General features: G+C 65.2%; 28 protein-coding genes and 2 pseudogenes. 17 read left to right on the forward strand and 13 right to left on the reverse strand.

The features are described 5' to 3' along the window. Window positions 1-136: 136 nt before the first annotated feature. Together BM075_RS24790 and BM075_RS24400 are read left to right on the forward strand one after the other, a co-directional pair. Window positions 137-685: pseudogene (locus BM075_RS24790) on the forward strand (aldo/keto reductase); the annotation flags it as partial. An 82-nt stretch (window positions 686-767) separates the two neighbouring features. Continuing rightward, on the forward strand, window positions 768-1,133 hold the full coding sequence (locus BM075_RS24400; protein WP_245758790.1) for an SDR family NAD(P)-dependent oxidoreductase: 366 nt from the start codon (window positions 768-770) through the stop codon (window positions 1,131-1,133). Between the two features lie 25 nt (window positions 1,134-1,158). On the opposite strand, the gene BM075_RS08730 is transcribed toward BM075_RS24400, so the two are convergent. From BM075_RS08730 to BM075_RS08755, 6 genes are all read right to left on the reverse strand, one after another. Continuing rightward, complete coding sequence (locus BM075_RS08730; protein WP_143089839.1) at window positions 1,159-1,419, reverse strand: hypothetical protein; 261 nt, start codon at window positions 1,417-1,419, stop codon at window positions 1,159-1,161. 51 nt (window positions 1,420-1,470) lie between these two features. Then, the gene (locus tag BM075_RS08735) at window positions 1,471-1,809 is read right to left on the reverse strand and encodes a type 2 periplasmic-binding domain-containing protein (protein ID WP_093360278.1); all 339 of its coding nucleotides are present in this window, start codon (window positions 1,807-1,809) and stop codon (window positions 1,471-1,473) included. After that, window positions 1,810-2,109, reverse strand: coding sequence for a type 2 periplasmic-binding domain-containing protein (locus BM075_RS08740; protein WP_143089840.1), 300 nt, complete (start codon window positions 2,107-2,109; stop codon window positions 1,810-1,812). Between the two features lie 171 nt (window positions 2,110-2,280). Continuing rightward, on the reverse strand, window positions 2,281-3,183 hold the full coding sequence (locus BM075_RS08745) for a TIM barrel protein (protein ID WP_093360280.1): 903 nt from the start codon (window positions 3,181-3,183) through the stop codon (window positions 2,281-2,283). Between the two features lie 80 nt (window positions 3,184-3,263). Beyond that, a complete protein-coding gene (locus BM075_RS08750; RefSeq protein WP_093360281.1) occupies window positions 3,264-4,130 on the reverse strand; it encodes a type 2 periplasmic-binding domain-containing protein in 867 nt (288 codons plus the stop codon). Beyond that, window positions 4,112-4,375 carry a hypothetical protein gene (locus BM075_RS08755; RefSeq protein WP_093360282.1) on the reverse strand — a complete coding sequence of 88 codons (264 nt, stop codon included), beginning with the start codon at window positions 4,373-4,375 and terminating at the stop codon, window positions 4,112-4,114. Before BM075_RS08755 ends, BM075_RS08750 begins: the two co-directional genes overlap by 19 nt. Window positions 4,376-4,582: 207 nt before the next feature. Here BM075_RS08755 and BM075_RS08760 point away from each other — a divergent pair, with 207 nt between their 5' ends. The 4 genes from BM075_RS08760 (at window position 4,583) to trxB (ending at window position 7,305) form a co-directional block, all read left to right on the forward strand. Further along, the gene (locus tag BM075_RS08760) at window positions 4,583-5,017 is read left to right on the forward strand and encodes an FAS1-like dehydratase domain-containing protein (protein ID WP_177208294.1); all 435 of its coding nucleotides are present in this window, start codon (window positions 4,583-4,585) and stop codon (window positions 5,015-5,017) included. After that, window positions 5,014-5,418, forward strand: a complete 405-nt coding sequence (locus tag BM075_RS08765) for a hotdog family protein (protein WP_143089841.1) — start codon at window positions 5,014-5,016, stop codon at window positions 5,416-5,418. Before BM075_RS08760 ends, BM075_RS08765 begins: the two co-directional genes overlap by 4 nt. Before the next feature lie 18 nt (window positions 5,419-5,436). Further along, window positions 5,437-6,243, forward strand: a complete 807-nt coding sequence (locus BM075_RS08770; RefSeq protein ID WP_093360285.1) for an enoyl-CoA hydratase/isomerase family protein — start codon at window positions 5,437-5,439, stop codon at window positions 6,241-6,243. Window positions 6,244-6,342: 99 nt separating this feature from the next. Next, complete coding sequence (gene trxB, locus BM075_RS08775; protein ID WP_093360286.1) at window positions 6,343-7,305, forward strand: thioredoxin-disulfide reductase; 963 nt, start codon at window positions 6,343-6,345, stop codon at window positions 7,303-7,305. 58 nt (window positions 7,306-7,363) lie between these two features. Here the strand turns inward: trxB and BM075_RS08780 are convergent, their stop codons facing one another. Both BM075_RS08780 and BM075_RS08785 read right to left on the reverse strand, forming a co-directional pair. Then, on the reverse strand, window positions 7,364-8,776 hold the full coding sequence (locus BM075_RS08780) for an aldehyde dehydrogenase family protein (RefSeq protein ID WP_093360287.1): 1,413 nt from the start codon (window positions 8,774-8,776) through the stop codon (window positions 7,364-7,366). A gap of 14 nt (window positions 8,777-8,790) precedes the next feature. Beyond that, entirely contained in the window at window positions 8,791-9,462 is a 672-nt protein-coding gene (locus BM075_RS08785; RefSeq protein WP_093360288.1) for an NUDIX hydrolase, read from the reverse strand. Window positions 9,463-9,628: 166 nt separating this feature from the next. On the opposite strand from BM075_RS08785, the gene BM075_RS08790 reads away from it, so the two are divergent. Continuing rightward, window positions 9,629-11,263, forward strand: a complete 1,635-nt coding sequence (locus BM075_RS08790; RefSeq protein WP_245758791.1) for an acyl-CoA carboxylase subunit beta — start codon at window positions 9,629-9,631, stop codon at window positions 11,261-11,263. 108 nt (window positions 11,264-11,371) lie between these two features. Here the strand turns inward: BM075_RS08790 and BM075_RS08795 are convergent, their stop codons facing one another. The 5 genes and pseudogenes from BM075_RS08795 to BM075_RS08815 form a co-directional block, all read right to left on the reverse strand. Continuing rightward, complete coding sequence (locus BM075_RS08795; RefSeq protein ID WP_177208295.1) at window positions 11,372-12,499, reverse strand: C4-dicarboxylate TRAP transporter substrate-binding protein; 1,128 nt, start codon at window positions 12,497-12,499, stop codon at window positions 11,372-11,374. 117 nt (window positions 12,500-12,616) lie between these two features. Further along, a complete protein-coding gene (locus tag BM075_RS08800) occupies window positions 12,617-13,033 on the reverse strand; it encodes a 3-hydroxyacyl-CoA dehydrogenase family protein (protein ID WP_281244930.1) in 417 nt (138 codons plus the stop codon). Next, window positions 13,028-13,495 (reverse strand): annotated as a pseudogene (locus BM075_RS08805) (3-hydroxyacyl-CoA dehydrogenase NAD-binding domain-containing protein); the annotation flags it as partial. The gene BM075_RS08800 and the pseudogene BM075_RS08805, both read right to left, overlap by 6 nt. A 107-nt stretch (window positions 13,496-13,602) precedes the next feature. Then, a complete protein-coding gene (locus BM075_RS08810) occupies window positions 13,603-14,589 on the reverse strand; it encodes an NAD(P)H-dependent flavin oxidoreductase (protein WP_093360292.1) in 987 nt (328 codons plus the stop codon). Then, the gene (locus BM075_RS08815; protein ID WP_093360293.1) at window positions 14,589-15,791 is read right to left on the reverse strand and encodes an acetyl-CoA C-acetyltransferase; all 1,203 of its coding nucleotides are present in this window, start codon (window positions 15,789-15,791) and stop codon (window positions 14,589-14,591) included. Before BM075_RS08815 ends, BM075_RS08810 begins: the two co-directional genes overlap by 1 nt. Window positions 15,792-15,998: 207 nt before the next feature. On the opposite strand from BM075_RS08815, the gene BM075_RS08825 reads away from it, so the two are divergent. The 10 genes from BM075_RS08825 (at window position 15,999) to BM075_RS08870 (ending at window position 26,606) form a co-directional block, all read left to right on the forward strand. Then, a complete protein-coding gene (locus BM075_RS08825; RefSeq protein WP_093360295.1) occupies window positions 15,999-16,772 on the forward strand; it encodes an SDR family NAD(P)-dependent oxidoreductase in 774 nt (257 codons plus the stop codon). Between the two features lies 1 nt (window position 16,773). Then, window positions 16,774-17,865, forward strand: a complete 1,092-nt coding sequence (locus BM075_RS08830) for a CaiB/BaiF CoA transferase family protein (RefSeq protein ID WP_177208296.1) — start codon at window positions 16,774-16,776, stop codon at window positions 17,863-17,865. 130 nt (window positions 17,866-17,995) lie between these two features. Beyond that, entirely contained in the window at window positions 17,996-19,204 is a 1,209-nt protein-coding gene (locus BM075_RS08835) for an acyl-CoA dehydrogenase family protein (RefSeq protein ID WP_218152839.1), read from the forward strand. Window positions 19,205-19,216: 12 nt separating this feature from the next. Then, window positions 19,217-20,353, forward strand: a complete 1,137-nt coding sequence (locus tag BM075_RS08840; RefSeq protein WP_093360298.1) for an acyl-CoA dehydrogenase family protein — start codon at window positions 19,217-19,219, stop codon at window positions 20,351-20,353. Continuing rightward, window positions 20,350-21,324 carry an NAD(P)H-dependent flavin oxidoreductase gene (locus BM075_RS08845; protein ID WP_093360299.1) on the forward strand — a complete coding sequence of 325 codons (975 nt, stop codon included), beginning with the start codon at window positions 20,350-20,352 and terminating at the stop codon, window positions 21,322-21,324. The genes BM075_RS08840 and BM075_RS08845 overlap by 4 nt, the downstream gene beginning before the upstream one ends. 251 nt (window positions 21,325-21,575) lie before the next feature. After that, window positions 21,576-22,139 (forward strand): UGSC family (seleno)protein, encoded by a 564-nt coding sequence (locus BM075_RS08850; RefSeq protein WP_093360300.1) that lies wholly within the window; start codon window positions 21,576-21,578, stop codon window positions 22,137-22,139. Further along, window positions 22,057-23,178, forward strand: coding sequence for a hypothetical protein (locus tag BM075_RS08855; protein ID WP_218152840.1), 1,122 nt, complete (start codon window positions 22,057-22,059; stop codon window positions 23,176-23,178). The genes BM075_RS08850 and BM075_RS08855 overlap by 83 nt, the downstream gene beginning before the upstream one ends. Before the next feature lie 110 nt (window positions 23,179-23,288). After that, window positions 23,289-24,755, forward strand: a complete 1,467-nt coding sequence (locus BM075_RS08860) for an AMP-binding protein (protein WP_218152841.1) — start codon at window positions 23,289-23,291, stop codon at window positions 24,753-24,755. Further along, the gene (locus BM075_RS08865; RefSeq protein ID WP_093360303.1) at window positions 24,752-25,846 is read left to right on the forward strand and encodes a CaiB/BaiF CoA transferase family protein; all 1,095 of its coding nucleotides are present in this window, start codon (window positions 24,752-24,754) and stop codon (window positions 25,844-25,846) included. Before BM075_RS08860 ends, BM075_RS08865 begins: the two co-directional genes overlap by 4 nt. Further along, window positions 25,833-26,606, forward strand: coding sequence for an SDR family NAD(P)-dependent oxidoreductase (locus BM075_RS08870; RefSeq protein WP_093360304.1), 774 nt, complete (start codon window positions 25,833-25,835; stop codon window positions 26,604-26,606). The genes BM075_RS08865 and BM075_RS08870 overlap by 14 nt, the downstream gene beginning before the upstream one ends. Window positions 26,607-26,644 lie beyond the last annotated feature (38 nt).

Consider the following 26,644-nt stretch of genomic DNA (forward strand, 5'->3'; position numbering starts at 1 on the left):
ACAGCATCGCGACCCCGCCCCCCCGGTGCCCTAAGTTGGCGCGGAACGTTCGTGCCTTTGTGCATCACGCGCGAGCGAATTGGGAGGCTCAATCAAGTACGCACGTATGGGAAATACCGGGCTGATAGGGTCTAGTATGACGCTGGGCTCGATGACCTTCGGATCGGGCACGGGCGCCTACGGGGCGATGTGTACCGTCGGACAGGATGCAGCGGACGATCTGGTGGCGCGCGCCTTCGACGCCGGTGTGAATTGCTTCAACGCCGCCTCGACTTACGGTGGGGGCGAATCCGAAGAAATCCTCGGTCGCGCCCTCGGCAAGCGTCGCGGCGACGCCGTGCTGATGAGCAAGGTGGGATTTCGCCTGACGAAGGACGTCCTCGACGGCGGCACTTCGGGCCGGTCGATCATCAAGACTTGCGACGACTGCCTGCGTACGCTCGGCACAGACTGGCTTGACGTCTTCGAGGTGCATCGCGTCGATCCCCACACACCGATGGACGAAATCCTGGCCGCGCTCGACCTGCTCGTGCAGCAGGGCAAGTGGCGCTACACAGCCTTTGCCAACTGGCCCGCATGGATGGTGGGGCGCGCTAACGCGCTGCAACAGGAGTGCCGACAGGCGCCGTTCAGGGCCACGGAGCTGCTGTACACGCTGATCAACCGCGATATCGAGGAAAGCCATATCGACCTTCTGGCGGCCGCGGCTCCTCCAGTCCATCAACCTGCTGGCCCCCTTCGTGGTCTGCCGCGAGGCACTGCGGCACATGCCCGATGCGAATTGCTTCATCGTCAACGTCGCCTCGGCCAGCGGATTGATGCCTTTGGGCGCCAACGGCGCCTATCCGGCCGCCAAGGCAGGCCTAATCATAATGTCCAAGGTGCTGGCCTATGAACTGGCTCACCGGGTCCGCGTCAACGCGGTCTGCCCCGGGCCGGTGGAAACGCCGCTGCTGATGGATGCCCGCCCGGACCGTGAGGCATTTGCCGCCCAAGTCGGCAAAGCCTACGCCATGAAGCGCATCCCCCGCCCCGACGAAATCGCCAGCGCGATCTGTTTCCTCGCCTCGGACGATGCATCCTTCATTACCGGCACGGCGCTGGCCGTGGACGGGGGCCGTGTCTACCATTGACCCGACCCCTGCCCTGCCCCCCGGCCTAATCTGCCGAGAGCTGTGCGTAGATTTCGGATCTCAACGCCTCCCGATATGCCTCCCACTGCGCTTCGTCCCAGTCGTCCTCGCCGATCTCGGCGACAATCGCCCGCCAATTCTTGATCACCTCGCGATGTGCGTCCGCGATGGCCTGCGCATCCGCGACACCGCGCTCGGTCGCCTGCGCGACAAGACCCGCAGCTTCGCCGTTACGGAACCCCTTCAACGCCTCGCTCAGCGCCGGATCCCGTGCAACGAATGCCACACCTTCGGACTCAGTTTGCGTCTTCGCGCCTGCGGCCCTGCCATTCGTCACCTACTGGTAGTCTGCGATCGCGCCGGGCGCCACATCCAGCCAGATCTGCCGCTCTACACGGGTGAACCCCCTCCAGAGGTCGAAATTGACGCCGACCTGCCCGATCGACTGGAAGTTCCCCGGCGTGACCTCCGTCACGCTGTCCAGCACCTCTCCAAGCCGTAATGGCAACAACTGGCCCGGATCGAGGAGCACGCAATCGAGTTGAGCACGTTGCAGTGCCTCGTAGATCTTATTGAATGCAACGTTCACGGGCGACGCGCCCAGTTCAGCAGCCAGTTGTCCCATGGACCCCGATCCGCGCATCCGCTTGCCGGCAAAGTCGGCCTGCGTCGTCACCTAATTCCCTTTGCACATCAGATTGTAGGGCGCCGTCGAGACCGCGAAGAGGATCTCGATATTGTCCTGCTCGGCCTCCTCCTGGCAGGCCGCACAATCGATCAGGATCGATTTGGTCATCGCGGCCGCCCCGGCCCTGGGATCGGTGCCGAAGACGATCAGATCACCGATCAGGGTCAGAACCGGCAGCTCAGACGGCGTGTAGTTGAAGGTCCGCGTCGCCGCGTCCACCGCACCGGATGACACGGCCGACAATGTCGTGGTCGGCGACGCGAGCACCCCGCCGGGAACGACCTTCACCGTCCGCGTCACCCCCCGTCGCTTCGGTGATCGTCTTGAAGTAGCGGTCTGGCAAATCGACGTCTTCTGATGTGGGAGATGTGAAGTGACTGTAGACGAGCTCTTGTGCGAGTGTCGGCTGCGCCACCGGAATGGTCAGCCCGATGAGTGCCGATCGAATGGCAGACGTTCTCATTTCAGGTTTCCTCCCATAGTGATTTCATGTCCTCCGGCTCGGGCCGCAGCTGTGTCGGCCCTCCGCAGCGCCTCCAGCGCCGCCTCTTCGCCCGCGCGGCCGGACCCGCGCGGGAAGAACTCGCATTCGACAAGGGCGCCCGGCCGCAGCCGGGCAAAGGCCGCCAGGATCTTGGCGAAGTCCAGGGTGCCCGTACCCGGTTCGGCGCGTTCCGGAAAGTCCGCGATCTGCAGGATCGCGACGCGTTCCGAGACCTTGTGAAGGGCTTCCAGAACGTCACCGTCCATCGCGGCGACATGGTGGGTGTCGAAAATCAAACCGATCTCCGGGCCTGCAGTTCGCGCGACCTCGTCCGCGGCATGAATGTGGTTCAACAGCATGCCAGAGACGCGCTTCGCACTGACGCTTTCGACGCAGAGCCGCAGACCGGCGGATCGAATCTCGGACACAAGCCCGGCCAGCCGATCTGACATCAGGGTAAGCTGGTCGGCCACGGGGCAATCGTCCAGCATCACGCTGGTCACCGTCAACGCTTCGGCCCTGACCCTTTCGGCAGCCTCGGCGCAAGCCAATACCTCGGCGCGGATGAGCTCGGTGGCCTCCTGCCCGCCCTGGCCCCAGGCGAGCCTCTGCAAAGGCGGCGGGCTGACCACGAAAGACCCGAAGCGCAGCCCGTGTTCCGCCAGCGCCCTTCCCATACGGGCCTGGACCGCGGGCGGCCTGAGGCGCAGCATGTTGTCGGCGATGCCAGCAAGGCCCATCCCGGCCACATGATCGATTTGCGCAATCGGATCGGTGCTGCCGACCGTCTCGCGAAACATCGGCTCGTCGAGGCTGCGGATGCCCAGGGTTGCCGCGAACGGCACGGTCCAGTCATGAGGTGTACCTGTTCGCAACATCGCTTTCCTCCATATTGCATGTAACTTTGCGGCAAACGGAGATGGGGCGGCATGTCGTCCGCCCCTTCCTTCGTGGCGCTTCAAGCCAGGTTCGTGAAGATCTCGTCTCGCAATGCGGCCTGGTAGGCGTCCCACTGCGCTTCGCTCCACGGCTGCCCACCGATGTCGACCACGATGGCTTCCCACTTCGTCGTTGCTTTGGCCACGGCATCGCGGACTGTCTCCGGGTCTTTCACACCACGTCCCGAAGCGACGCCGAGCAGGCGGTCGTCCTCGACCGACTGTGCCGACTGCACGGCATCAACCAACTCGGGCGTCGGCGAGTTCATCGTCGTCCCCCGGCCCGGCCCCGCATCGCGCGCCGCGGCCACGCGCAGGACGGACGCCTCTTCGTAGCCGCAGATGGCCTGCACGCCGCTTTCATAGAAGGCGGCCATCTCGGCGTCCGAGAGCGAGCCCCAGACATCGGCGTTCACGGCAAGGAACCCGACGGTGAACGTGCCCATCGGCAGTTCGGTCACGTTTTTTACCACATCCCACAGCCCTGCCCCTTCGAGATTGTCCATCGACAGGAGGGTGCAATCCAACTGGCCGCGCTGAAGGCCCTCGTACACGTCCGTCAGAGGCGTGTTCACGGGCACAGCGCCGAGGTTACCCACCAGAAGCGCCATGCCGCCGGTGGCTCGCACCTTCAATCCTTTGAGATCCTCAGGCGCAACCACTACAGCCTTGTTGTACAACAGTGCACAGGTCGGCGTGGCGGTGTTGAGCAGTACAGTGATGTTGTGCTGTTGCATCTCGTCCTGGCATTGCGGGCAGTCGAGCAGCATGACTTCGGTCTTGGCTGCAGCTGTCACCAGCGGGTCATTGCCGCTGCGGTCGCCCAGTAGCGTTGGGGTCGGCAGGTCCGAGGGCATGTAGTTGTAGATCAGCGTTCCCGCGTCCACCGCGCCGCTCGCAGCGAGGATAGTACGGTTTCCGCCCCGGCAAGCGCACCGCCCCAGCCCAACTCGAAGGTCAGGCTCCCGCCGGTCGCATCGGTCATTGGGTCAAAGAAACCTTCCTGCGCCTGGCTTGTCGTGCTGGCGCTCGACGCATGGGTTGAGAACACCAGCTGGCGCGTCTCGGCTGTCGCGACAGTCGAAACTGCCGACAATGCAAATGCAAAAAGAAATGGGATCTGACGGTCCACGGCGTCCTCCTCCCCAAGTATGCGATTATCGTTGCGTCAGCCTAAGGTCCGGACGGGCCGGGCATGATGCGGTCGCTGAAGCTTCGCACATATGTGCGGAATTCTGCGCTGTGGGCCGGTGCCGTCTACCCGCACATCTGTGCGATCCACGGCAAAGGGCTGGCTCGGCTGCGGGACTGCGGGTCTGATCCCGCCGGGAGGCGCAGAATGACAGGCATGACCATCGAAAGCTTTGCGCGCGATCTGGAGACGCGTTTCGGACACAAATTCGTCGAAACCATCGAATCGGGGCGCGTGCGCGACTATCTGGCAGCGTTGGACGCGACCGCGCCCGATGCGGACCGGCCCGAACCCGGCACCCCCGTGCCACCCCTGTTTCTGCTCACGCTGGCCCGCCAGCGCCGGCCGCACCTCGCACAATCGACAGGCGGTGGCGGCGTGAACGCGGGCGACACCTTTCGTTTTCTTGCCGAAGCGAGGGTCGGGGACCGCATCACCGTGACGTGCACTGTGACCGAGATCGTCGAGAAGACCGGCAAACGGGACATGCTGCGCGCGACGGTCCACTTCGACTATGTCAACCAGCATGGCACGAAGATCGCCGAACGGGACAACACCCTGATGCGGTGGGCGACGGCATGACACATGATGTCGTACCTCGCGTGGAAGAGCATCGCGGTCCGATCACCCGCATGCACCTGGTGGAATGGTGCGCCGCGGAGAACGACTATTACATCCTGCATTACGATGAGCGGCATGCCCTGCGCATGGGGTTTCAGGCCCCGCTGATCCAAGGCACTTACAAGTTCGCGCTGCTGGGCCAGCTCATTGCACGCTGCTGGCCGGAGGCAAGGCTCGACTCGGTCTCGATTCGGTACGTGCGCGCCGACTCAGAAGGCATCGTACTGACATTGTCCGCCGAAGAGACCGCGTGCGAAGAAGGCGCGGGTGGGACACGCAGGATTTTGGCGCTGACAGTCACGGGCGAGGATGCATCGCCAAGCGCCACCGGAGAGGCGACTATCGTCACGCCCCAGACCTGATCCCGAAAGGACCGAACCATGACAGACTTGACATACGAAGCCCTCTCGATCGAGCGCCGCGGCGAGATCGCGATCGTCAAGATGAACCGCCCCGATCAGCTGAACGCTGTTGACGACGCACTTCATGAAGAAATGCCGGATGCCTTCCGCCGGTTGGGCGAGGACAGGACCGTCCGTGCCGTTGTCCTGACCGGCGCCGGGCGGGCCTTTTCCGCCGGGGGCGACATCAAGGCGATGCTCGAGAGGCTCGAAGATCCGGCGCTGAGATTTCGCGAGGCGGCCAAGGTGCCTTTGATGGCCAAGTCATTGCTGGCTTCGATCCTCAACCTTCCGCAGCCCCTTGTTGTTGCGCTCAATGGCGACGCGGTGGGCCTTGGCGCGACGATGGCCCTGGCCGGCGACGTGGTGGTCATGTCCGATTCAGCGCGGTTGGGGGACACTCACGTGAAGGTAGGGCTGGTAGCGGGCGACGGCGGGGCGGTCATCTGGCCGGCGCTTGTCGGACCCGCCATCGCCAAGGAACTGCTGATGCGCGGCAAGCTTGTCTCGGCGACGGAAGCCCGGGAAATGGGTCTGGTCCGCCATGTGGTGCCCGCCGAAGAGTGCATTGGCGCCGCCATGAAGCTGGCCGAGGAACTGGCCACCCTGCCCCCGCTGGCCGTGCAATGGACCAAACTGTCAGTTCAGAAGTCGATTCTACGCGAATTCGAATTGATCTTTGACGCTTCCATTGCGCTCGAGACGGTCTCGATGCTGTCGGGTGATTATGCAGCAGCGGTCAACGGTTTTGCCACGAAGACGAAGCCTGTCTTCAGGGGCGAATAACCGTCAGACCGGCGCACACGTGCACGTCGCAAAATCGGCATGTGCGCAACTGAAGTCCCATGCTCACTGCCGTCGAGGCCACCACTAAACGAGGTTTCAATGAATGTCCGTCACTCTCGCCTGATCATTCTCGGCTCTGGCCCGGCGGGTCATACCGCCGCAATCTACGCCGCGCGCGCCAACCTGGCACCGCTTGTCATAACCGGCCTGGAAAGCGGCGGCCAGTTGATGACGACGACCGATGTCGACAACTGGCCCGCAGATGCGGACGGCGTGCAGGGTCCGGACCTGATGCAGCGGTTCCAGCGCCACGGGGAACGGTTCGAGACGGAGTATGTTCACGATCATATTTCCCGGGCGGATCTCACCAGCCGCCCGCTGCGTCTCGTCGGGGATTACGGGACCTACACCTGCGACGCGCTGATCATCGCCACCGGAGCGTCGGCGCAATATCTCGGGCTGCCCTCCGAACAGGCCATGATGGGCAAGGGCGTTTCGGCCTGCGCCACCTGTGACGGGTTCTTCTTTCGCGGCCAGGACGTCGCCGTCGTCGGCGGTGGCAACACGGCGGTCGAAGAGGCTCTGTACCTGACGAACATCGCGCGCCATGTCACGCTGGTTCATCGCCGGGACACGCTGCGCGGTGAAAAGATCCTGCATGACCGCCTGTTCCGGAAAGCTGCTGAAGGGAAGGTCGCTTTGAAGTGGAACCGCACGGTGCAGGATGTGCTGGGAAACGATGAGGGCGTCACCGGCCTTCGCCTCGCGGACACGAAAAGTCCTGCGGTTGAGGACATCGCGCTGCGCGGCGTCTTCATCGCCATCGGGCACAGACCCAATACCGGTCTTTTCGACGGCCAGATCAAGATGGAAGACGGTTACATCGTCACGCGGGGCGGCCGCAACGGCAACGCGACCGCCACAAGCGTTCCGGGCGTCTTTGCTGCCGGAGACGTTCAGGATCACATCTACCGGCAGGCCGTGACCAGCGCCGGCTCGGGCTGCGAGGCGGCGCTCGATGCCGAGCGGTACCTCGAAGGCCTGGCCATGTCGGCGTCTTGAGAGCGACAGCCGGAAGGCCTTTTCCGGACTACGCTCCCGTCGTCCTCGAGAATTGACCCTAGAACTGCAGGGCTTTCGGCTCAACGAAGTCGTCGATCCCGAACACGCCTATCTCGCGACCGTAGCCCGACTGCTTGAAACCGCCGAACGGTGCTGCCGGATTGAACCGTCCGCCGTTGATCTCGACCTGTCCGGTGCGCATCCGCCGTGCCGCACGCTCTGCGCGGTCGCGATCCCCAGACCAGACCGCGCCTGACAGCCCGTAGCGCGAGTTGTTGGCGATGGCGATGGCGTCATCCTCGTCGTCGGCACCGAAAATGGCGAGCACCGGACCGAATACCTCTTCCTGCGCCAGCGCCGAGTCCGGGTGGACTTCGGCAAAGATTGTCGGCCGGACGAAATAGCCGCGGCTCAGACCCTCAGGCGTGTCGGAGCCGCCGGCGACCAGCCGCGCCTCGCTTTCGGCGGCACGGATCATCTGCCGTATGCCGTCTCGCTGACCGGACGAGATCACCGGACCCTGCCGCGTGCCCGGATCCATTGGATCCCCCAGTACCATGCGGCCCGCCACAGCTGCGGCGATTTCGGCCGCTTTGGACATCTTCCCCGCGGGCACGATCAGGCGCGTCAGCGCCGAGCACGTCTGGCCCGAGTTCAGGAGGCAGGCATTGACCGTGGCCTTCACCGCCGGTTCCAACTCGGCATCGTCCAGCACCACCGCGGCGGACTTTCCGCCCAGTTCCAGCGACACCCGACGAATGTCCCGCGCCGCCAACGCGGCAAGCCGCCCGCCCACTCCCGTCGAGCCGGTGAAGGACAACATGTCGACACCCGGGTGCGTGGCAAGGTGTTCGCCGATCACGCGCCCGGGCCCCGTGACCACGTTGAAGACACCCGGTGGCGCCCCTGCCGCTTCGAAGATCTCGGCCAGCATCAGAGCATTCAACGGTGCCAGGTCAGCCGGTTTCAGGACAACTGTGCAGCCTGCAACGATCGCAGGAGCCACCTTGGCCACGGCCTGGTGGAGCGGGTAGTTCCAGGGCGTCACCGCGGCGACGACACCGACCGGCTCCATCACGACGCGCGAATTGCCGATCTCGCGTTCCCAGGCATAGCTCTCTGCTGCCTTTGCCGTTCCGGCGGCGTTGGTCATTGGCAGGCCGACCTGTACGGGCCCGGCGATCTTGATCGGCGTGCCGACCTCTGTTGCGATCACCTCAGCCAGTTCGGGCATCCTTGTCTTGAGGCCGTCGGCAACCCGCGCGACAAGTGCCGCACGCTCCAAGGGGGGCGTCGCGGCCCAGCCCGGAAATGCGGCCCGTGCGGCAGCAACAGCGGCATCGATATCCCCGGTTGTGCCGGCTGTGATCTGCGCGAACGTGGTCTCTTCAAAGGGGTTCTCGACGGGCGTGCCTCCGCGCCCCCCTGTCCACCGTCCGTTTATGAAATGGCCGCGATCTGTCCAGTTCATGGAGTTCGTGTCCTTCAGTCGATTTCAGAAAACGCGCGCACTTCGCCATCGAAGAAGGGCACCTTGCGCGCAGGGTCCGGGTCAGTCATTCGCGCCTCGAGTTCCAGCAGCACACGGTGCGTAATCATCGGCAGGTCAAGCGCGCGTGCCTCGGTGAGGCTGACCCAGCTGAGCGCAGACAGCTCACCCGGCGCATCGCGGAAGTCCTCATTGCCCTGCAACGCCGCCTCGTCTGCCCAGAAGAAGCGCGCGTCGAACCGACGTTTCTGGCCGTGAGGCGTCACGGCGCGGTAGAGAAAGCTGAGCCCTGCGGCCGATGGCACCTTGCCCATGTCGGCAAAGGCAGCCCAGTCCGCGGGGACCGTGCCGCTCCAACGACCGGGAACACCCAGCATCATCCCTGTCTCTTCCCACAGCTCGCGCACGGCCGCGACCTGAAGCGCCCGTACCAGTGTGGCATCGGCGTGACGGTGGAGCCTGTCCCTGCTGCGGGAATCGACCTCTCCGTCCAGCGGAACATTGGCGTCGCCGGCATCCACCGCTCCGCCCGGAAATACGAACTTGTTCGGCATGAAGACGGCGCCTTTGCCTCGCTGGCCCATCAACACACGCGGGGTGCCGTCGCTGTCGCGCCGGCTCAAAACGATCGTCGCCGCATCGCGCAGCTTCACAGGTGCATCTGTCATCGGGTGCGATCCTACCCTTTGGTTGAATCATGCGTAGCACCGCGGAGCCACGGCGCACGTGCTCGAGGCGCCGGAAACACATATGTGACGCCTGCACCGCTCGGCGTCGAAGCGGTCCCGTCGCCATGGCAGGCTTGCAGGGAACAGACAGGACTCATGACCCCGAATGCCCGACCGCGACCCCGCGAAGCCCGATGAGAAAACCGCCCTTGCCCATGATCCTTCCATCGCGGCCGGCAGCGCCGGTCCCGGTGCCAGAGGCATGAAGCAGGCGCTGAAAGAGCTTTCCCGGCGCCGCGCGGCCTCGGCCGGCATGGGCGGATCCGATGCCATCGATCGACACCATTCGCGCGGGCGTCTGACGGCGCGGGAGCGGATCGAGATGCTTCTTGATACCGCCAGTTTCCGCGAGATGGGCGGGCTGTCGGGCAAAGCCGAAGACGATGCGTTCACGCCGTCGAACACGGTGATGGGGACTGGCCGCATCGACGGGCGGCGCGTTGCGGTCTCGGCTGACGACGCCACTATCCGCGGCGGTTCGGTTGAGGCGACGATCCCCGAGAAATGGATCTATGCCGAGCGCTATGCGCTGGAATACCGCCTGCCGATGGTTCGGCTTGTGGACACGGCAGGCGGCTCGATCCGGACCATCGAGCAGGTCGGTTACGCGCCGGTCCCCGGATACCCTACATGGCCTGTGGTGCCACTCATGGACCGCGTGCCCGTGGTCGGCATCTGCCTCGGCGCCTGCGCAGGTCTCGGGGCGGTGCGTGTCATGGCCTCGCATTTTTCTGTCATGGTGCGCGGGACGTCCCAGTTATTCGTTTCGGGGCCGCCGGTGGTGCGCGCCGCGCTTGGCATCGAGACCGAGAAGGAAGCGCTCGGCGGTGCTGCCGTACACGTTCACCGCACCGGACTGGTCCACAACGCCGCCGAGGACGAATTCGACGCCCTGGCGCAGGCCCGCGATTTTCTCTCATACCTTCCGACCCACGACCGAGAGCTTCCGCCCTGCGTCCAGCCGGACGACGATCCCGGCCGGGCGGAGCCGGTCCTGCGCCATCTTGTCCCCGAGGACAGGCGGCAAGGCTATGACATGCGGGTGCTGCTCGACCGGGTGCTTGACCTCGGGTCGATCTTCGAGATCGGCCGGCATCACGGCGGCTCGACCATCACCATGCTGGCGCGGCTCAACGGGGTGCCGGTCGGTGTCATCGCCAACGATCCGCAGGTGCTTTCCGGCGCGATGTCTCTGGTGGCAGCACAAAAAACGACACGCTTCGTGCAGCTGTGCGACCAGTTCCGCCTGCCCGTGGTGAATTTCGTCGACCAGCCCGGAAACCTCGTGGGGCCAGAAGCCGAGAATACCGGCGCCTTGCTCGCCGCGGTCGAAGCATTGAAGGCTATCGAACGCAGCAAGATGCCCTGGATCTCCATCATTGTCGGCCGGGTCTACGGTGTTGCAGGCGGCCTGCACGGCCGCAAGCATGGGCGGAACGGGCAATCGATCAACCACCGTCTGGCCTGGCCGACGGCCCGCTGGGGGTCGCTCCCGGTCCAGGGCGGGGTCTCTGCCGCCTTTCGGCGCGAGATCGCCGCATCGGCGGACCCGGCCGCCCGTCAGGCCGAACTTGAGGTGCATTACGATGCACTGCATTCGCCGTTCCGCACGGCCGAGCGGTTCGGCATTCCCGACATTCTCGACCCGATCGAGACCCGCCCGGTCCTGTGCGACTGGATCGAGGACGCCCGCCGCCTGACCGAGGTGCAGTTGCAGGACGACCTCGCCCACGCGCGGTAGGTCGCCCGCAGTCCTTTGCCCTAGTGCAGGCTTCCGGGGTGATCGTACAATGAAGAGGCCGCCTCCATCGCCGGGAGGCGGCCATTCAGAGCCTTTGATGCCGAGCTCTCAGAACTCTGCCTTTTCGTAGATCTCCTCACGGATCTTCTGTTCGTAGGCGTCCCACTGGGCTTCGTCCCACGCACCTTCGCCGATGTCGTTCACGATCCCGGTCCACTTTTCGACAAGGCCCTGGAATACGGCGATACTGGCTTCGGGATCAACGGCGCCCCGATCACCGGCGGCCTCGCCCACACGCTCCACGTCGCTGGCGGCATGGGCTTCCACGGCGTCGATGAACGCCTGGTCCGCCTCGACAAAGCTGACGCCCTTCGCCTCGAAATCCTCCCGGACCGAAATGTCGTCATCTTCATAGGACTTGGCGATGGCCCTGACCCGCGCCGGGATCGCCTCGATCATCGCAGCGCGCTGTTCGTCGCTCAGTTCGGCCCAGCGGTCGGCATTGATGTTCAACGGCAGGGTGCCGTGAAACGTCCCCAAGGCCATCATGTTGACAGAAGTTACCATGTCGCCAAGCTGGTAGGTCTTCAGCCAGGGAATCGAACCGGCAATGCACGAGATCGACCCACGCTGCATCGCCTCGTAGGCCTCTGTTGTCTGAAGGTTCACCGGGTTGGCACCGATACCGGCCATCAGCTGACCCATCGCGCCGGTGGCCCGGATCTTCACGCCCTTCAGGTTTGCCAGCGCATTCGCGTCCACGCCCTTGCACATAACGTGGTAGGGGGTCGTGGAATACATCATCATCGGCACGATGCCGAGCTCTTCGTAGTCCGCCTTGCAGGTCTTGCAGGCGATGAGCAGGTTCTCGTTCACCGCAGCGGTGATCACCCGGGCGTCCTTGCCCAAGACACCCAGGTCCGAGATCATGGTCGAGTTGGGCAACTCGGTCGGTGTGTAAAAATCGGTGATCAGCCCCATATCAAGCGCGCCGTCTGACACGGCACCAAGCGTTTCGCGGTTCCCGGCCAGCGCGCCCCCGGCGGTCAGCTGTATATCGACCTCGCCGTCTGTCGCCTGGGCCACAGCCTCGGCGTAGGGTTCGACGACTACGGTGTTCGCCTGGTGGATCGACGGCAGGGCGCTCCCGTATATCAGCGTATCGGCAAGGGCCGGGGCCGCAGTCAGCGCCGCGCTGGCGGCGGCAAGGGCGATTGTCTTCTTATTGAGTGTCACGTCGGATCCTCCGTTTCGGTTTCGTGCGCAGGCGCTGCGCATGCATCACTTCTTCGCAGTCCGGACCGTTCGGGACACTGTTTGCGGCGAAAACACACATGCGTGTCGGCTTTCTGATCAGGATTCACGGTCACCACTATCCAGAAGCCGCGACAGCGCCACCAGTCGGCGCGCGCGTTCCCTTTGCCGTTGCCGCCCCGACGTGCCCGTGAGAGCGGATTCGACCGACGTTGCAATAAGGGCCCGGGTCTCCGCATCCAGCTGCGGCGTACCAAGGTCGTCCCAGCGGCGCTGGATACCGGGAGAGAAGGGTTCCAGGAACCGCCGGATGCCACCATCGCCGCCCGACAGGGCATAGCTTTCGAACGGTCCCGTCAGAGCCCATTTGCGGCCCGGGCCCTCGACTACCGCCCGGTCGATCTCCGCGGCCGTGGCAACGCCTTCGGCCAGGAGATGTACCGCCTCGCGCCAGAGCGCGGTTGCAAGCCGGTTGCCAATGTGGCCGTAGATCTCGCGGTTCAGGCGTACCGGCACACGGCCCCAATGTGCATAGGTCCTGATCGCTGCATCGACGGCTTTTGGATCTGTCCTCTCGCCGCCCACGACCTCGACCAGCCGCATGAGGTGCGTCGGCGTGAACGGATGGCCCAGAACACAACGACCGGGGAAACGGCATTTCTCCTGCATGCCGGAGACCGACAGGGACTAGGTCGACGAGGCGATAAGCACGTCCGCAGGCAGCAGCGCATCCGCGCGGGCGAAGAGATCCGCTTTAAGGGCGGCATCCTCGGCGGCGTTCTCCTGCACGAAATCGGCGCCCTCAAGCGCTTCTTCCATGTTGCTGGCGACAGTCAGCCGCGCGGGGTCGGCACCGGGGTCCAGCCCCTGCGTCTGAAGGTCCGGCCACATCTGGGCGACTGCATTGCGCAGGTCTGCGCCGGCTTCGGCGCGGCGGACCCAGACGCGGACATCCAGCCCGCTCGCCAGCATAAGCGCCGCCCAGCCGGACTCGACCTATCCTGTCGCCAGCAGCGCCGCCGTCCTTATGCCGGATGCTTCCCGATACACAGTCACCGTGCCGGTGCTTCCTTTCTGCTCCTGGATTAATCCGGATCCGGCCGGACAAGCCCCGCGAGGCGCCCCCTGATCGTGTCCTCGGCCTCGGCGGCGACGCGGGCGACGACCTCCGCCGCGGGTTCAAGGTGGTCGATCAACGCCGCAGACAGTCCGATAGCATAGGCCGCCCCCTCCGCATCGCCGCGTTCCGAAGCGTCGATCCAGGCCGTTCCGCCCCCGGTCGAGACCAGTTCTTCGTGCAGGTGGCCGCCTTCGGCCTCCATCTTCAATACGCGATCAGCCATCTGGTTTGCGATCGCGCGCGTCGGATCCCCGATGGAGCGCAGAATCACCCGCGTCCCGCGTTCATCGACCGCGAGCGCGCGTTCCTTCACGGCCTCGTGCATGTGGGCCTCTTGTGTCAACAGGAAGCGGCTTCCCATCGCCACGCCCTCGGCGCCCAAAGCCAGCATCGCCGCGACCTGTGTGCCGCGCGCGACTCCTCCGGCTGCGATGACCGGAATCGACACCGTCTCGAGGATGCGCGGGACGAGAACGAGGGCCGGGACGTCGTCGGGGCCAAGATGACCGGCCCCCTCGAACCCCACAACCGTCACGGCGTCCGCGCCGAGCTCCTCCGCCTTTCGGGCGAAACGGACGGACGTGCACTTGTGCACCACCGTGATTCCGGCTGCCTTGAGCCTGGGAATGTACTTGCCCGGATTGGCGCCCGAGGTTTCCACGATCCTGACGCCGCTCTCCAGAATGGCCGCGACGTAGTCGTCCGGAGATGCCCCGCGCATGTTCTGAATGATCGTCAGGTTGACACCGAAGGGTCGGTCGGTCAGCGCCCGGGCCTTGTCGATCTCGGCCAATAGCGCGTCAGGGCCGGAGAAGCTGTGGACCGCGATCAGCCCCAGCCCGCCGCCATTCGAGACGGCGGCCGCTAGATCGGCGCGAGAGATATGCCGCATCCCGCCCTGAACGATGGGGTGACGGATGCCGAAAAGACGGGTAATTCGTGTCTCGATCATCAGGCTGCCTCGAAAATCGCGGCCATGCCCTGACCGCCGCCGACGCACATGGTCTCCAGTCCGCGTTTTGCCCCCTGCCGCTTCATCTGGTGCAGCAACGTCGTCATGATGCGCGTGCCCGTGGCGCCGATGGGATGACCCAGCGAGATCCCTGAGCCGTTGACATTGACCCGGGGATCGTTGGCGTCCAGATCCCAGGACTTCAGCACTGCAAGAACCTGCGCCGCGAATGCCTCGTTGACCTCGATCAGATCCAAATCGGAAAGGCTCAACCCGGATTTCTGCAGCACCTTCGCTGTCGCGGGCACCGGGCCGATACCCATGCGCGCCGGATCGCACCCGACGGCGGCCCAGCCGCCGAAGAATGCGATGGGCTTCAGACCAAGAGCCTCGAGCCGCTCCTCTGCCACGATCAGGCAGGCAGACGCCGCGTCGTTCTGCTGGCTGGCGTTTCCGGCCGTCACGGTGCCATCCTTCATGACGGCACGCAGCCCTGCCAGGCTCTCGGCCGAGGTTTCCGGGCGGATGCCTTCGTCGCGGGCCACGACGACGGGATCGCCCTTTCGCTGCGGCACCTCGACGGGCACGACCTCGTCGTCGAAGCGACCCTCGACCCATGCGGCGGCTGCCTTGCGGTGACTTGCCGCGGCGAGGGTATCCGACGCCTCCCGGGTGATCGCGTGATCTTTCGCCAGGTTCTCGGCGGTCTCGACCATGCCCGAGATCACACCGTAGCGCTCAACGGGCTGCGAGCGTTCGCGTCCACGATCCAGCCGGTCGTAAAATTTCACTGTCCCGGCGCGCGCGCCCCAGCGCATGTCGGTCGAGTAGTACTCGATCCGGCTCATGTTTTCGACGCCGCCCGCCAAAACCACGTCACAGGCGCCGCTCTCCACCATCATCGCCGCCGTGGCAATTGACTGCAGTCCGCCGCCGCAGCGCCGGTCCAACTGCATTCCGGGCACGGTCTCAGGCAGTCCGGCCGACAGAGCCAGCCAGCGTCCAATGCAGGGCGTCTCGGAATTGGCATAGGACTGGGCGAAGACGAGGTCTTCGATGGCGCCCGGGTCTATGCCGCTGCGCGCGATCACCGCCCGGACCACCGCCGCGCCCAGATCCTCGACTGGCAGATCACGGAACGCACCGCCGAAACGGCCGATGGGAGAGCGGAGAGGGGCGACAATGGCGGCGCGGCGGGACATGGGAAACCTCGGTCTTTTGTGCGCGAAGGGCGCGTGGATCGCCCTTGATGTGCGCAGTCAACGGCTGTCGTCCAGCGACCAGCAGACGAAACGGGCCCGCGAGCCCACACTCTGCGCATATGTGATGAAGTCGGCCGGGGCCTTCCTCGCCAGCGACACGCGCTCCTAACGTCCGCGTCGTCCGAAGCCGTCGTCACGAGGTCAACCATGCCGTCCAAACTCTTCGACCTGACCGGGAAGGTCGCCATTGTCACCGGGTCGTCCCGCGGGCTGGGCTTAGCCAGCGCCCGCGGGCTGGCCGAGCATGGCGCCAAAGTGGTGATCTCCGGCCGCAAGTCGACTCCCTGCGACGAGGCGGCTGCGCAGATCCGCGCAGAGGGAGGCCAGGCCATAGCCCAGCCCTGCAACATCGGCCGCAAGGACGAGATCGATGCATTGGTCGGGCGCGCGATCGACGCATGGGGCCGCGTCGACATCGTCATGGCCAATGCTGCCATCCACCCGTGGATCGGCAGCGCGCTGGAGCTTGAGGACGCGACTTTCGACAAGTTCATGCAGGTGAACGTGCTGTCCAGCCTCTGGCTCGTGCAGGGCACCTTTCCCGGCATGATCGAACGCGGCTGGGGCCGGTTCATCTCGGTGGGTTCGATCGTCGGCCGCGTGGGTGACGCCGTGACCGGCACCTACGGGCTGACCAAGGCCGCCGACATGCAGATGGTGCGCAACCTTGCTTGCGAATTCGGGGCGAAGGGGATTACCGCAAACTGCATCGCACCGGGAACCTTCCGGACGGAGATGGCGCGCACCCAATGGGAAGACGGGGCGATGGTGGAGTGGTACTGCGGCCGCAATCCCTCGGCCCGCTTCGGCGAGCCCGAAGAGATCGCGGGCCTTGCGGTGCTGCTTGCCTCGCCGTCGGGCGGCTACATCAACGGGCAGACCATTCACGCCGATGGCGGCCACACGATCAGTTTTCGCTGACATGGGACAGCTAGAGGGACTCAAGGTGCTGGACCTTACCAGCTTCATTCCCGGCCCTTTCCTGACGCTGGCGCTTGCCGATCACGGCGCTCAGGTCACCAAGATAGAGATGCCGCCCGGCGGGGACGCCTATCGCCAGACCGGACTCGCGCAAGGCGGGCATACTGCGCTCTTCCGGGCTTACAACCGCGGCAAGGACAGCCTTGCTTTGAACCTGAAGGATCCGGCGGACCGCGCGCGGTTCCTTGCTTTGGCCGACGACGCGGACGTGATCGTCGAGGGGGCGCGGCCCGGTGTCGCCAGACGGCTGGGGGTCGACTACGACACGATTAGCGCCCGTAACCCGCGCATCGTCTATTGCTCGATCAGCGCCTTCGGACAGGACGGCCCGGACGTGGCGCGACCGGCACACGACCTTGGTCTGGCGGGAGCGACGGGTTTCCTCTCGATGAACCTCGGTTCGGACGGCCGCCCGACGATCCCCGCGATCCCCGTGTCGGATGTCACCGCCGGACTCTTCGGCCTGTCGGGCGTGCTGATGGCCCTGCTCGGACGCGAAAGGACGGGTAAAGGCGACTTTCTCGACATCTCGATGCAGGAGACGCTTCTCGCCTCAATGCTCAACATCCTGCCGCCGGCACTGACCGAAGACCGTCAGCCCGACCCGCGCCAGGAGAGGACCACCGGCGGCGCCGCGTTCTACGCGCTGTACGACTGCGCCGATGGTCGGCAGATCGCCCTCGCCGGGCAGGAACCGAAGTTCGTGACCGCGCTTCTCGGGCATCTCGGCCGGACGGACCTCGCCGATCTGTGTCAAAGCCCCGGCCCGCACCAGGCTCCGGTCTTCGCGCTGCTGACGCAAACCTTCGGCGAAATGACGGCATCGGAGGCAGGCGCGCTTTGCGATCGGCTGGACCTGTGCTGGGGGCCGGTCAATTCACTGCCCGAGGCGCTGGTCGATCCGCAGATCGTCGCGCGTGGCCTGATCCTGACGGCACCCGACGGGACCCGTCATGTCGGCACCCCGATCCGGTTCCGGAACCAGCCCGCCGACCTGTCACTCGACGCACCGCAGCTGGATGCGGACGCGTGAAACCGGGCCTTCACTTCCGATGGGCGCGACGGCGCCCCAACACATCCGTGGAAAACGTCGTGCCTCCGTGGCAATCGCCGCCCACCCGGTCGATCATCGTTCACAGAACCGCAAATCCGGGGGCCCGCACGTGAGCGCGACCACACCAGACGAAATCGGGGATTTCAGGCAGGAGGTACGCGACTTCCTGAAAGAGAATCTGCCTGACGACATGGCACACCGCGGCCGCAATGGCTTTCTGGCCGCCCGCGAGGACTCGCTGGGCTGGCAGCAAATCCTTGCCAAAAAGGGCTGGTCGGTGCCGCACTGGCCAGAGGAACACGGCGGTCCGGGCTGGAGCGCGATGCAGCGATATGTCTTCGACGAGGAATGCTATCTGGCGGGCGCCCCAACCATCAACATTGGCGGCGTCGGACTGGTCGCGCCGGTGATACAGGCCTTCGGCACCCAAGAGCAGAAGGATCGATTCCTGCCGCCGATCCGCAATGGCGAGGTGTTCTGGATTCAGGGGTTTTCAGAACCCTCCGCCGGGTCCGATCTTGCCTCGCTGCGCACCACGGCGGTTCGGCAAGGCGACGAGTATGTCATCAACGGTCAGAAGATCTGGACCTCGCACGGGCTATTCGGCGACTGGAACTTCATGCTGGCCCGCACCGACCCGGAGGCGAAGAAGCAGGCCGGGATCTCGTTTTTCCTGATCGACGTCAAGACGCCGGGCCTGACGATCCGACCAATAGAGAGCCTCGAAGGCTCACACCACCTTACCGAGGTCTTTTACGACGATGTGCGCGTGCCGGTTTCGAACCGCGTCGGCGAAGAGAACAAGGGCTGGGACTACACCAAATACTTGCTGTTCAACGAACGCGCCTTTTACGGCGCGGAGGCGCCGTCGCTGAAGCGTTACCTTGCCAAGATCAAGACCTATGCCCGTCGCGAGACTGTGGATGGCCGGCCACTTATCGAAAACTGCACCTTCGCCACGCGTCTGGCCGAACTGGAGCTGGAGGTCATGGCGGTGGACATGACCGTGAGCCGCGTGATCGCCCACGGCCTGACTGAGCGCAACGGCGGCAATGCCGTCGGCTCGATTCTGAAAGTCCGCGGAACGGAACTGGCTCAGAAGCTGACCGATCTTCTGGTCGAGACGATCGGCGACTATGGGGCCTATGCCTATCCCGACACCAACGAGGAACCCGAGATGCGGGACATGCCACATGCGGGGCCGAACTATGCGCCGGGCCTCTTTGCCGAGCTGATCTACCGGCGTGCTGCTTCGATCTACGGTGGCGCCAACGAAGTGCAGCGGAACATCATCGCCAAGACCCTGTTCCGATTCTGAGGAAGACATCCGATGTTCGAGGAAGCCAGCCCCGACCTCACCGACGAGCAGCGCATGATCCTGGACGGCGCAAACCGCTTCGTTACCGAGATTTGCCCGTTCGAGAAACGCCGCGAGGCCACAAAAGCCGGTGTCACGCTGGACCGCACGGTCTGGGGGCAGATGGCCGAACTGGGCTGGTTCGGCCTTGGCCTGTCCGAAGAGGCGGGCGGCTTCGGCGGCACGCTTGAGGACGTTGCACTGATCGCCGAGACGCTGGGCCGGGGACAGGTCTTGGAACCGTTCACGATGTGCGCGGTCTTTCCGGCGCGCCTGCTGGTCGGAATTGGCGGTCAGACCGACCTGATCGAAAAGATCGTCTCCGGGGAAAAGCTGGTCGCAGTTGCCCATTCGGAGCCGGATGCGCGGGGCGATGTGACCCGCATCGCCGTGACCGCGTCCCCCGAAGGCGGCGGATTCCGGCTGGACGGCCTCAAGTCTCTGGTGGTGGGCGGGGATCACGCCGATGTCCTTCTGGTGACCGCCCGCCTGCCGGACGGCAGCCTGGGCCTGTTCCGCCTCGCGCGCCACAGCGAGAGTGTCACCACGGAAGGGACCCGGCTAGCCGACTGGACGTCGGGCCTCGACCTGCGGTTCACCTCGGCCATCGCCGAACGGATCGCCTCGGGAGATGCCATGGCGCATGCGCTTGCGGCGGCGCGGGACGAGGCGGTGACCATGCTGTGCGCCGAATGCGTGGGCGCAATGGACGGCACGATCCAGGTCACCGCGCCCTACATCAGCGAGCGGCGGCAGTTCGGCGTGCCCCTTTCATCCTTCCAGGCCTTGCAGCATCGGATGGCGGACATGGCGGCCGACCTGACCATCGCCCGGTCCGCGGTTTTGCGGGCGCTCTCTTTCCTTGGGGCGCCTTCGGCTGAGCGCGCCGCGCAGGTGGCCGGGTGCAAGGCGCTGGTGCAGCGGTTGGGCCGGTGGACGACGCAGCAGGGCATCCAGCTGCATGGCGGCTATGGCATCACCGAAGAATACCAGGTCGGCCAATACCACAAGCGGCTGCTTGTCACCGATGCGATGTTCGGCAGCCGGGACGTCAACCTTTCCCGTTACACCGGGCACATGCTGTCCCGCATGATGGAAGCTGCGCAGTGAGGACCCGCATTACCGAGCTGCTCGGCATCCGCCACCCCGTCGTGCAGGGCGGGATGCAATGGGTCGGGCGGGCCGAGCTGGCTGCTGCGGTGTCCAACGCCGGAGGGCTGGGGATCGTCACCGCCCTGACCCAGCCCACGCCGGAAGATTTGTCAGCCGAGATTACGCGTTGCCGCAGCATGACCGACAAGCCCTTCGGCGTGAACCTGACGATCCTGCCGACGTTGCGGCAGACCCCCTATGACGACTACCTCGCCGCGGCGCTGGATGCAGGCGTCACCGTGATCGAGACAGCGGGGCGCAGTCCCGAGCCCTACATGGAACGAATCAAGGCCGCAGGCGCCAAGGTGATCCACAAGTGCACCTCGGTGCGCCACGCGCTGACGGCCGAAAGAATTGGAGTGGACGCAGTCAGCGTGGACGGATTCGAATGCGCCGGGCACCCGGGCGAGGACGACGTGCCGAACCTCATCCTTCTGCCGCGCGCCGCGGACGGCCTGTCGATACCGTTTCTGGCTTCGGGCGGCATCGCGGACGGCCGCGGCCTTGCCGCGGCGCTGGTGCTGGGCGCCGATGGCGTGAACATGGGCACGCGCTTCATGGCGACGGCCGAGGCGCCGATCCACGAGAATGTGAAGCGCCGCATCGTCGAGGCGAGCGAACTGGACACGGTGCACCTTCTGCGCCCCCTGCGGAACACGGCACGATATTTCAGGAATTCTGTGGCCGAGGAAGTGCGCGACGTCGAGAAGGCCCGCGGCCCGGATTTGGCCATCGGCGACGTGGCACCGCTCATCGCGGGGGCACGGGGACGGAAGGTCTACGAGGGCGGCGATCTCGATGCCGGTGTCTGGACGGCCGGCCTTGCCGCCGGCTTGATCCACGACATTCCGACCTGCGAGGTCCTGATTGAGCGGATGGTCTCGGAAGCCGAGGCAATTCTACGCGCGCGGTTCGCCCTTTTCGAGTGAAGGTTGCCGGGAGCCCGGCACCTTGCGTCGGCGGCCGAGGAAGGCGCAACGAACATCTGCCGCGACGGGACAGCGGCAACTGCGCATATGCGCGGCCAGCTGGCCTTGCCCTCTTCGAAGGCGACCGGCCCATAATCTGGAAACGCCTTAAAAAACGTTGACGGACCAAACTGCTCCCATTATGCATATTACATGTAACATGTAGATTCGGGTCGTAAGAGCCGATCAACCCGCAGAAAGGGATCCGAACCATGACAAAGGGCTACGTCCTCGATCCGACCGGTTTCCGAACGGACGACAACGAAGACGCCGGGCCGCCTCTGCCCGGCCTGAAAGGCGCCGTGATTGGTTTCCGCGTCGATGAACTCTGGCGGTCTTGGGACTGGGTCAGCGAGATCTGGGCAGAGATGCTGCGCCAAGAAGGCGCCGAAGTGCGCTTCTGGCGCGCGGGCGGTCGCACGGGGCCGGTGGGCGAAAAGGTGATCCGGGAACTCGACGAGTTCACCGACGAGCTCGACGCCTTCGTCGTAGGCTTGGCGAACTGCGGCTCCTGTACTTCCTGGACAATTCACGACGCCCTTTGGGGCAAAAAGAAAGGCTTGCCGACCGTGGCGGTCGCCACCCGGCACTTCGACGAACTGTCGCAGAACCTCGCCCGCCGCGGCGGCGAGTCCGCCCTGCGCCGCCACATCCTGCCCTACCCCCTCGACATCCGTCAGAAGGCTGAAGTTCATGACATTGCAAAAGACCACTATCGACCGTTCCTGCGGACCTTCGGGTTGCGAGATAGACTGGCTGTCGAGCCAGCGGCATGAGGCAGAGCTGACTCACGAGTCCTTCAATGCCTTTGCAATGGAGCAGGGGTGGGGTGACGGGCTGCCACTGATCCCGCCGACCGAGGCGCGGGTCCGAGGGATGATTGCGCAGAGCGGGCGGTTCCCGGACGAGGTGGTTGCCGTCATGCTGCCGCTGCGGGCCGAGGCCACCGTCGAGAAAATCGCGATCAACGCGGTCATGGCGGGCGCGCCGCCCGAGGCGATGCCGCTTCTGATCGCCACGGTCGAGGCCATGACCGATCCGAAATTCGAGCTTGCCTCGCTGAACGCCACGACGGGGTCCGTCGTGCCGGCCATGATCATCAACGGACCGATCCGACACAAGCTGAAGATCCCCTTCGGCGCCGGGTGCCTTGGCGGTGTTGCCGGTCACGCGCCAGCCATCGGTCGGGCGATTCGCCTGCTGATCCGCAACGTGGCCGGCCAGCAGATCGACGTGACCTCGCAAAGCACCTACGGCACTCCGGGCCGCGTCGCGGGCATCGTCTTCGGCGAATGGGAAGAGAAGTCCCCCTGGGCGCCGCTGGCCGAACGGCTGGGCGTCAAGGGGGACGCCGTGACGGTCTACGGAGCGATGGGCACCGCCAACATCTGCGATATGATCGGCAACACCGCCGACCATTTCCTCCAGATCATCGGCAAAAGCCTCGCCTATCCGGGGGCCAACGGGTTCCTGCCGTCGTCGCAATGGTCCGAGGTTCTGGTCGCCATCAATCCGGTTTGGGCCGAGGTGGTCGGCAAAGCTTATCCGAACCCCGAAGACGTGCAGCAGAAACTGTACGATTACGCCTCGATCCCAATCGACTTCCTCGATCCGGTCTACAAGGAACCGATAGAGCGTATCGGGCGCCTGAAGAACGGGCGTGTCCATCTGATCCAGAAGCCCGAAGAGGTATTCTTCATGGTGGCGGGCGGCATGGGTGGCCTGCACGCGGCAATGCTGCATTCCTGGGGCACCTGCCTCACAACCACGCGGGCAATTCCCCAGGTGGCGGACACGGAAACGGCGGCGGCATGAACGGGGCCGGATTTGCCGGTACGCGATCCGGGGCGGCTGTGTCCGCTCCGGATCCGGCCCAGACGCAAAGACCAGACTCTCCGCGGACCGATGCGCACGCAAGTCAGGTCGTGCGGATCGGAGCGCAGTCGCGGTCCGGAGACGACATCCGTGCCCGGGCGCAGTCCCTCGCCGAGGCCCTGGCCACTTTAGGCGTCGGGGCCGGCGACGCGGTGGCGCATCTTGCCCCCAACGGATTTTCGCATTTCGAGGTCGAATTGGCGATGCGCGCGCTCGACGGCTTCGTCGTGCCGCTGAACTGGCACATGGCGCCGCCGGAAATCGAGTACATCCTTTACGACTGCGCAGCAAAGGCGCTCGTCGGAACCGGCTCCCTCTTAGACAGTGTCGGCGATGCACTTGCGCCGCATGTCCGCCGGATATCGCTGTCGCCCGAAACGGGATCGGCGCGGCTGGATTACGAAACCCTTGTGCGGACACCCGTGTCGCAAACCCGCAAGGGCCGCGGGCTGGAAAGTTCGATCATTTACACGTCGGGTACCACCGGGAAACCGAAGGGCGTGCGCCGCCTGCCGCAGAACCAGCGGGAGATCGACGCCCGCGCGGCAGCGCTGCGGGTGCTCTACCCCTCGCGCCCCGGAGCGCGGGCGCTGGTGACGGGCCCCCAATACCACCTGTTCTCGCTGGCCGTCTCAATGACCTACTTCGGGGCCGGGGCCTCCGTCACGGTTATGGAGCGTTTCGATGCGGAGGAGTTCCTGAGCCTGGTCGAACGGCACCAAATCACGCACACCCACCTCGTGCCGACAATGATGGTCCGCCTGATGCGCCTGCCCGCCGAGGTGCGCAACCGCTACGACACGACGTCGCTGGAATTCCTGATCCACTCCGGTTCTGCCTGCGCGGAAGATGTGAAGCGGGCGATGATCGACTGGCTCGGTCCGGTTATCTGGGAAAGCTACGGCGGGACCGAGACCGGCGCGCTGACGATGATCGGCCCAGAGGACTGGCTGTCCCGCCCCGGTTCGGTTGGACGGCCCTTCGCGACGGGCGAAGTCCGTATCCACGGAGAGGCGGACGAGCCCCTGCCCCCCGGCGCAGTCGGTCAGGTCTACGGCGTGATGCGTGGCACCCCGGACTTCACCTATCACGGCGATCCCGAAAAGCGCGCGGCCGCAGGTCTTGACGGCCGCTTCGCCACCGGCGACCTGGGATGGCTCGACGATGACGGCTTCCTCTACATCTGCGACCGCATGGTCGAGAAGCTGATCTCTGGCGGCGTCAATATCTACCCGGCTGAGATCGAGGCTGCGATCCTGTCGCATCCGCTGGTCGTCGATGCGGCGGTCATCGGCATCCCGGACCCGGAGTTCGGCGAAAGCGTCTGTGCACATGTCACCACGACCGAACCGATGTCGCAGGACGAGCTGCGCACGCATCTTCGTTCGCGCATCGCCGGTTTCAAGATCCCGCGCTTGATCGTCTTCGACGACGATCTGCCGCGGCTGGAAAACGGCAAGATCCTCAAACGCGCGCTGCGCGATGCCTATCGCACCGGCACCTGGAAGGCACCATGACGAACGCAAAGCCCCCCCTTCACGGTATCCGCGTCCTGGACATTGCTTCTTTGTACGCGGCGCCGTTCGCGGCAACGCTGCTTGGCGATTTCGGCGCCGAAGTGATCAAGATCGAACCGCCCGATGGCGACGGGTTCCGTGGCACGGGCATGTGGGCGGCGGTCGGGCGCGGCAAGAAGTCGGTGGTCCTCGACCTGCGCAGCCCTGAAGGATGCGAGACACTGCGCCAGCTTTGCCGGACCGCCGATATCATCGTGCAGAATTTCCCGCGCTCCGTTCTGGAGAAACGGGGCATCGGATGGGACAGGCTGCACACGATGAACCCGAAGCTCATCATGCTGTCGGTCTCGTGCTTCGGCCAGACGGGGCCCTACGCGGACCGACCCGGATCCGGCACCATCGGCGAAGGGTTCGCGGGCCTGACACATCTCACCGGTCGGCCGGAAGACAAGCCGATGCTGGCCTCGGTCGCCTTGGGCGACGCGATCGGCGCGATGAGCGCGGTCATGGGCGCACTGGCCGCGCTGTACGGTCGTGACATGGGCGGCGGCGGTGGCCAGGAAATCGACGCATCGCTGTGGGAACCGGTGCTGACGGCGATCTCGGGTGCGCTGGCGGCGTGGCAACCGGGCGACTCCCCTGGACGCATGAGCGGACGGCTAGGGACGACGGGCATCCGCAACACCTACAGGACCGCGGATGGCGGCCATGTGGTGCTGTCGGCCTCGACGCCTCGGCACCTGAACGACATGACCGAACTGGCGAACTGGGACGGCGCCGACGACCCCGACGCCGCCGTCGCCCGCTGGATTGGCGGACTGCCGCAGCTTGCGGTGATCGACGCGCTTGTGGCTCGCCGCATTCCGGTCGCGCCCGTGACCGATCTCGACCGGCTGATCTCGGACCCGCATGTCCTGGCACGCGGCAGCGTGAGACAGGGCACCATCGGCGGTCGCAGAACCGCCTATGCCGCGCCGCACCCCAGGCTGGAAGGCCTCGCGGCAGAAGCACCGGACATTGATCGCCCGCTGGGCGCGGATACCGCCGAGGTTCTTGGCGCACTGAAGGAGACCGCCAATGTGGGCGGATGAGTTTTCGGGAACGACGGTCTTGGTCACCGGCGGAGGGTCCGGTATCGGAGCCGAAACGGCCTCCGCCTTTGCCGGCGCCGGAGCAACCGTCATTGTCTCGGGCCGCCGGCAGACGCCACTGGACGAAACCGTGCGGTCCATTTCGGAAGCGGGCGGGACCGCGTTCGCGCTGACTGCCGACATGGGCGTGACCTCCGACGTGGTCGATCTGTTCGGGCGCATCGAGGCCCAGCATGGCGGCCCGGACATCCTGATCAACAACGCCGGTCTCGGCGCAAGCGGCGCCACCGCGACCGACATCACCGAAGAAGAGTTCGACGCCGTCTTTGCCGTCAATGCCAAGGGTGTCTGGCTTGGCATGCGCGAAGCCATTCCACGGATGATCGCACGTGGCGGCGGATGCATCGTAAACGTCTCGTCGAAAAACGGTATCGTTGGGGGGCCGGGCTCCATTGCCTATACTGGGGCCAAACACGCAGTCGTAGGGCTGACGCGCGCCGCAGCGATCGACCACGGGCGACAGGGCGTGCGGATAAACGCGATCTGCCCCGCCGCGCATGAATCCGAGATGGCGCTGGCTTTCAGGGACCGTTTCACCCCCGAAGAGTGGGAGGCGCGCATGGCAACCGCCTACCCTGCTACCGGACGCATGGGCAGGCTTGACGAAGTTGCGGGGGCAATCCTCTTCCTCTGCTCTCCCGCCGCATCCAACATCCATGGTATCGCCCTGCCCGTGGACGGCGGATTCACGGCGATCTGAACGGTGAGGCGCACATGAAATACCACCGGCCTGAAGGC

It is taken from the genome of Tropicimonas isoalkanivorans (assembly GCF_900112335.1).
Taxonomy (GTDB): Bacteria; Pseudomonadota; Alphaproteobacteria; order Rhodobacterales; family Rhodobacteraceae; genus Tropicimonas; species Tropicimonas isoalkanivorans.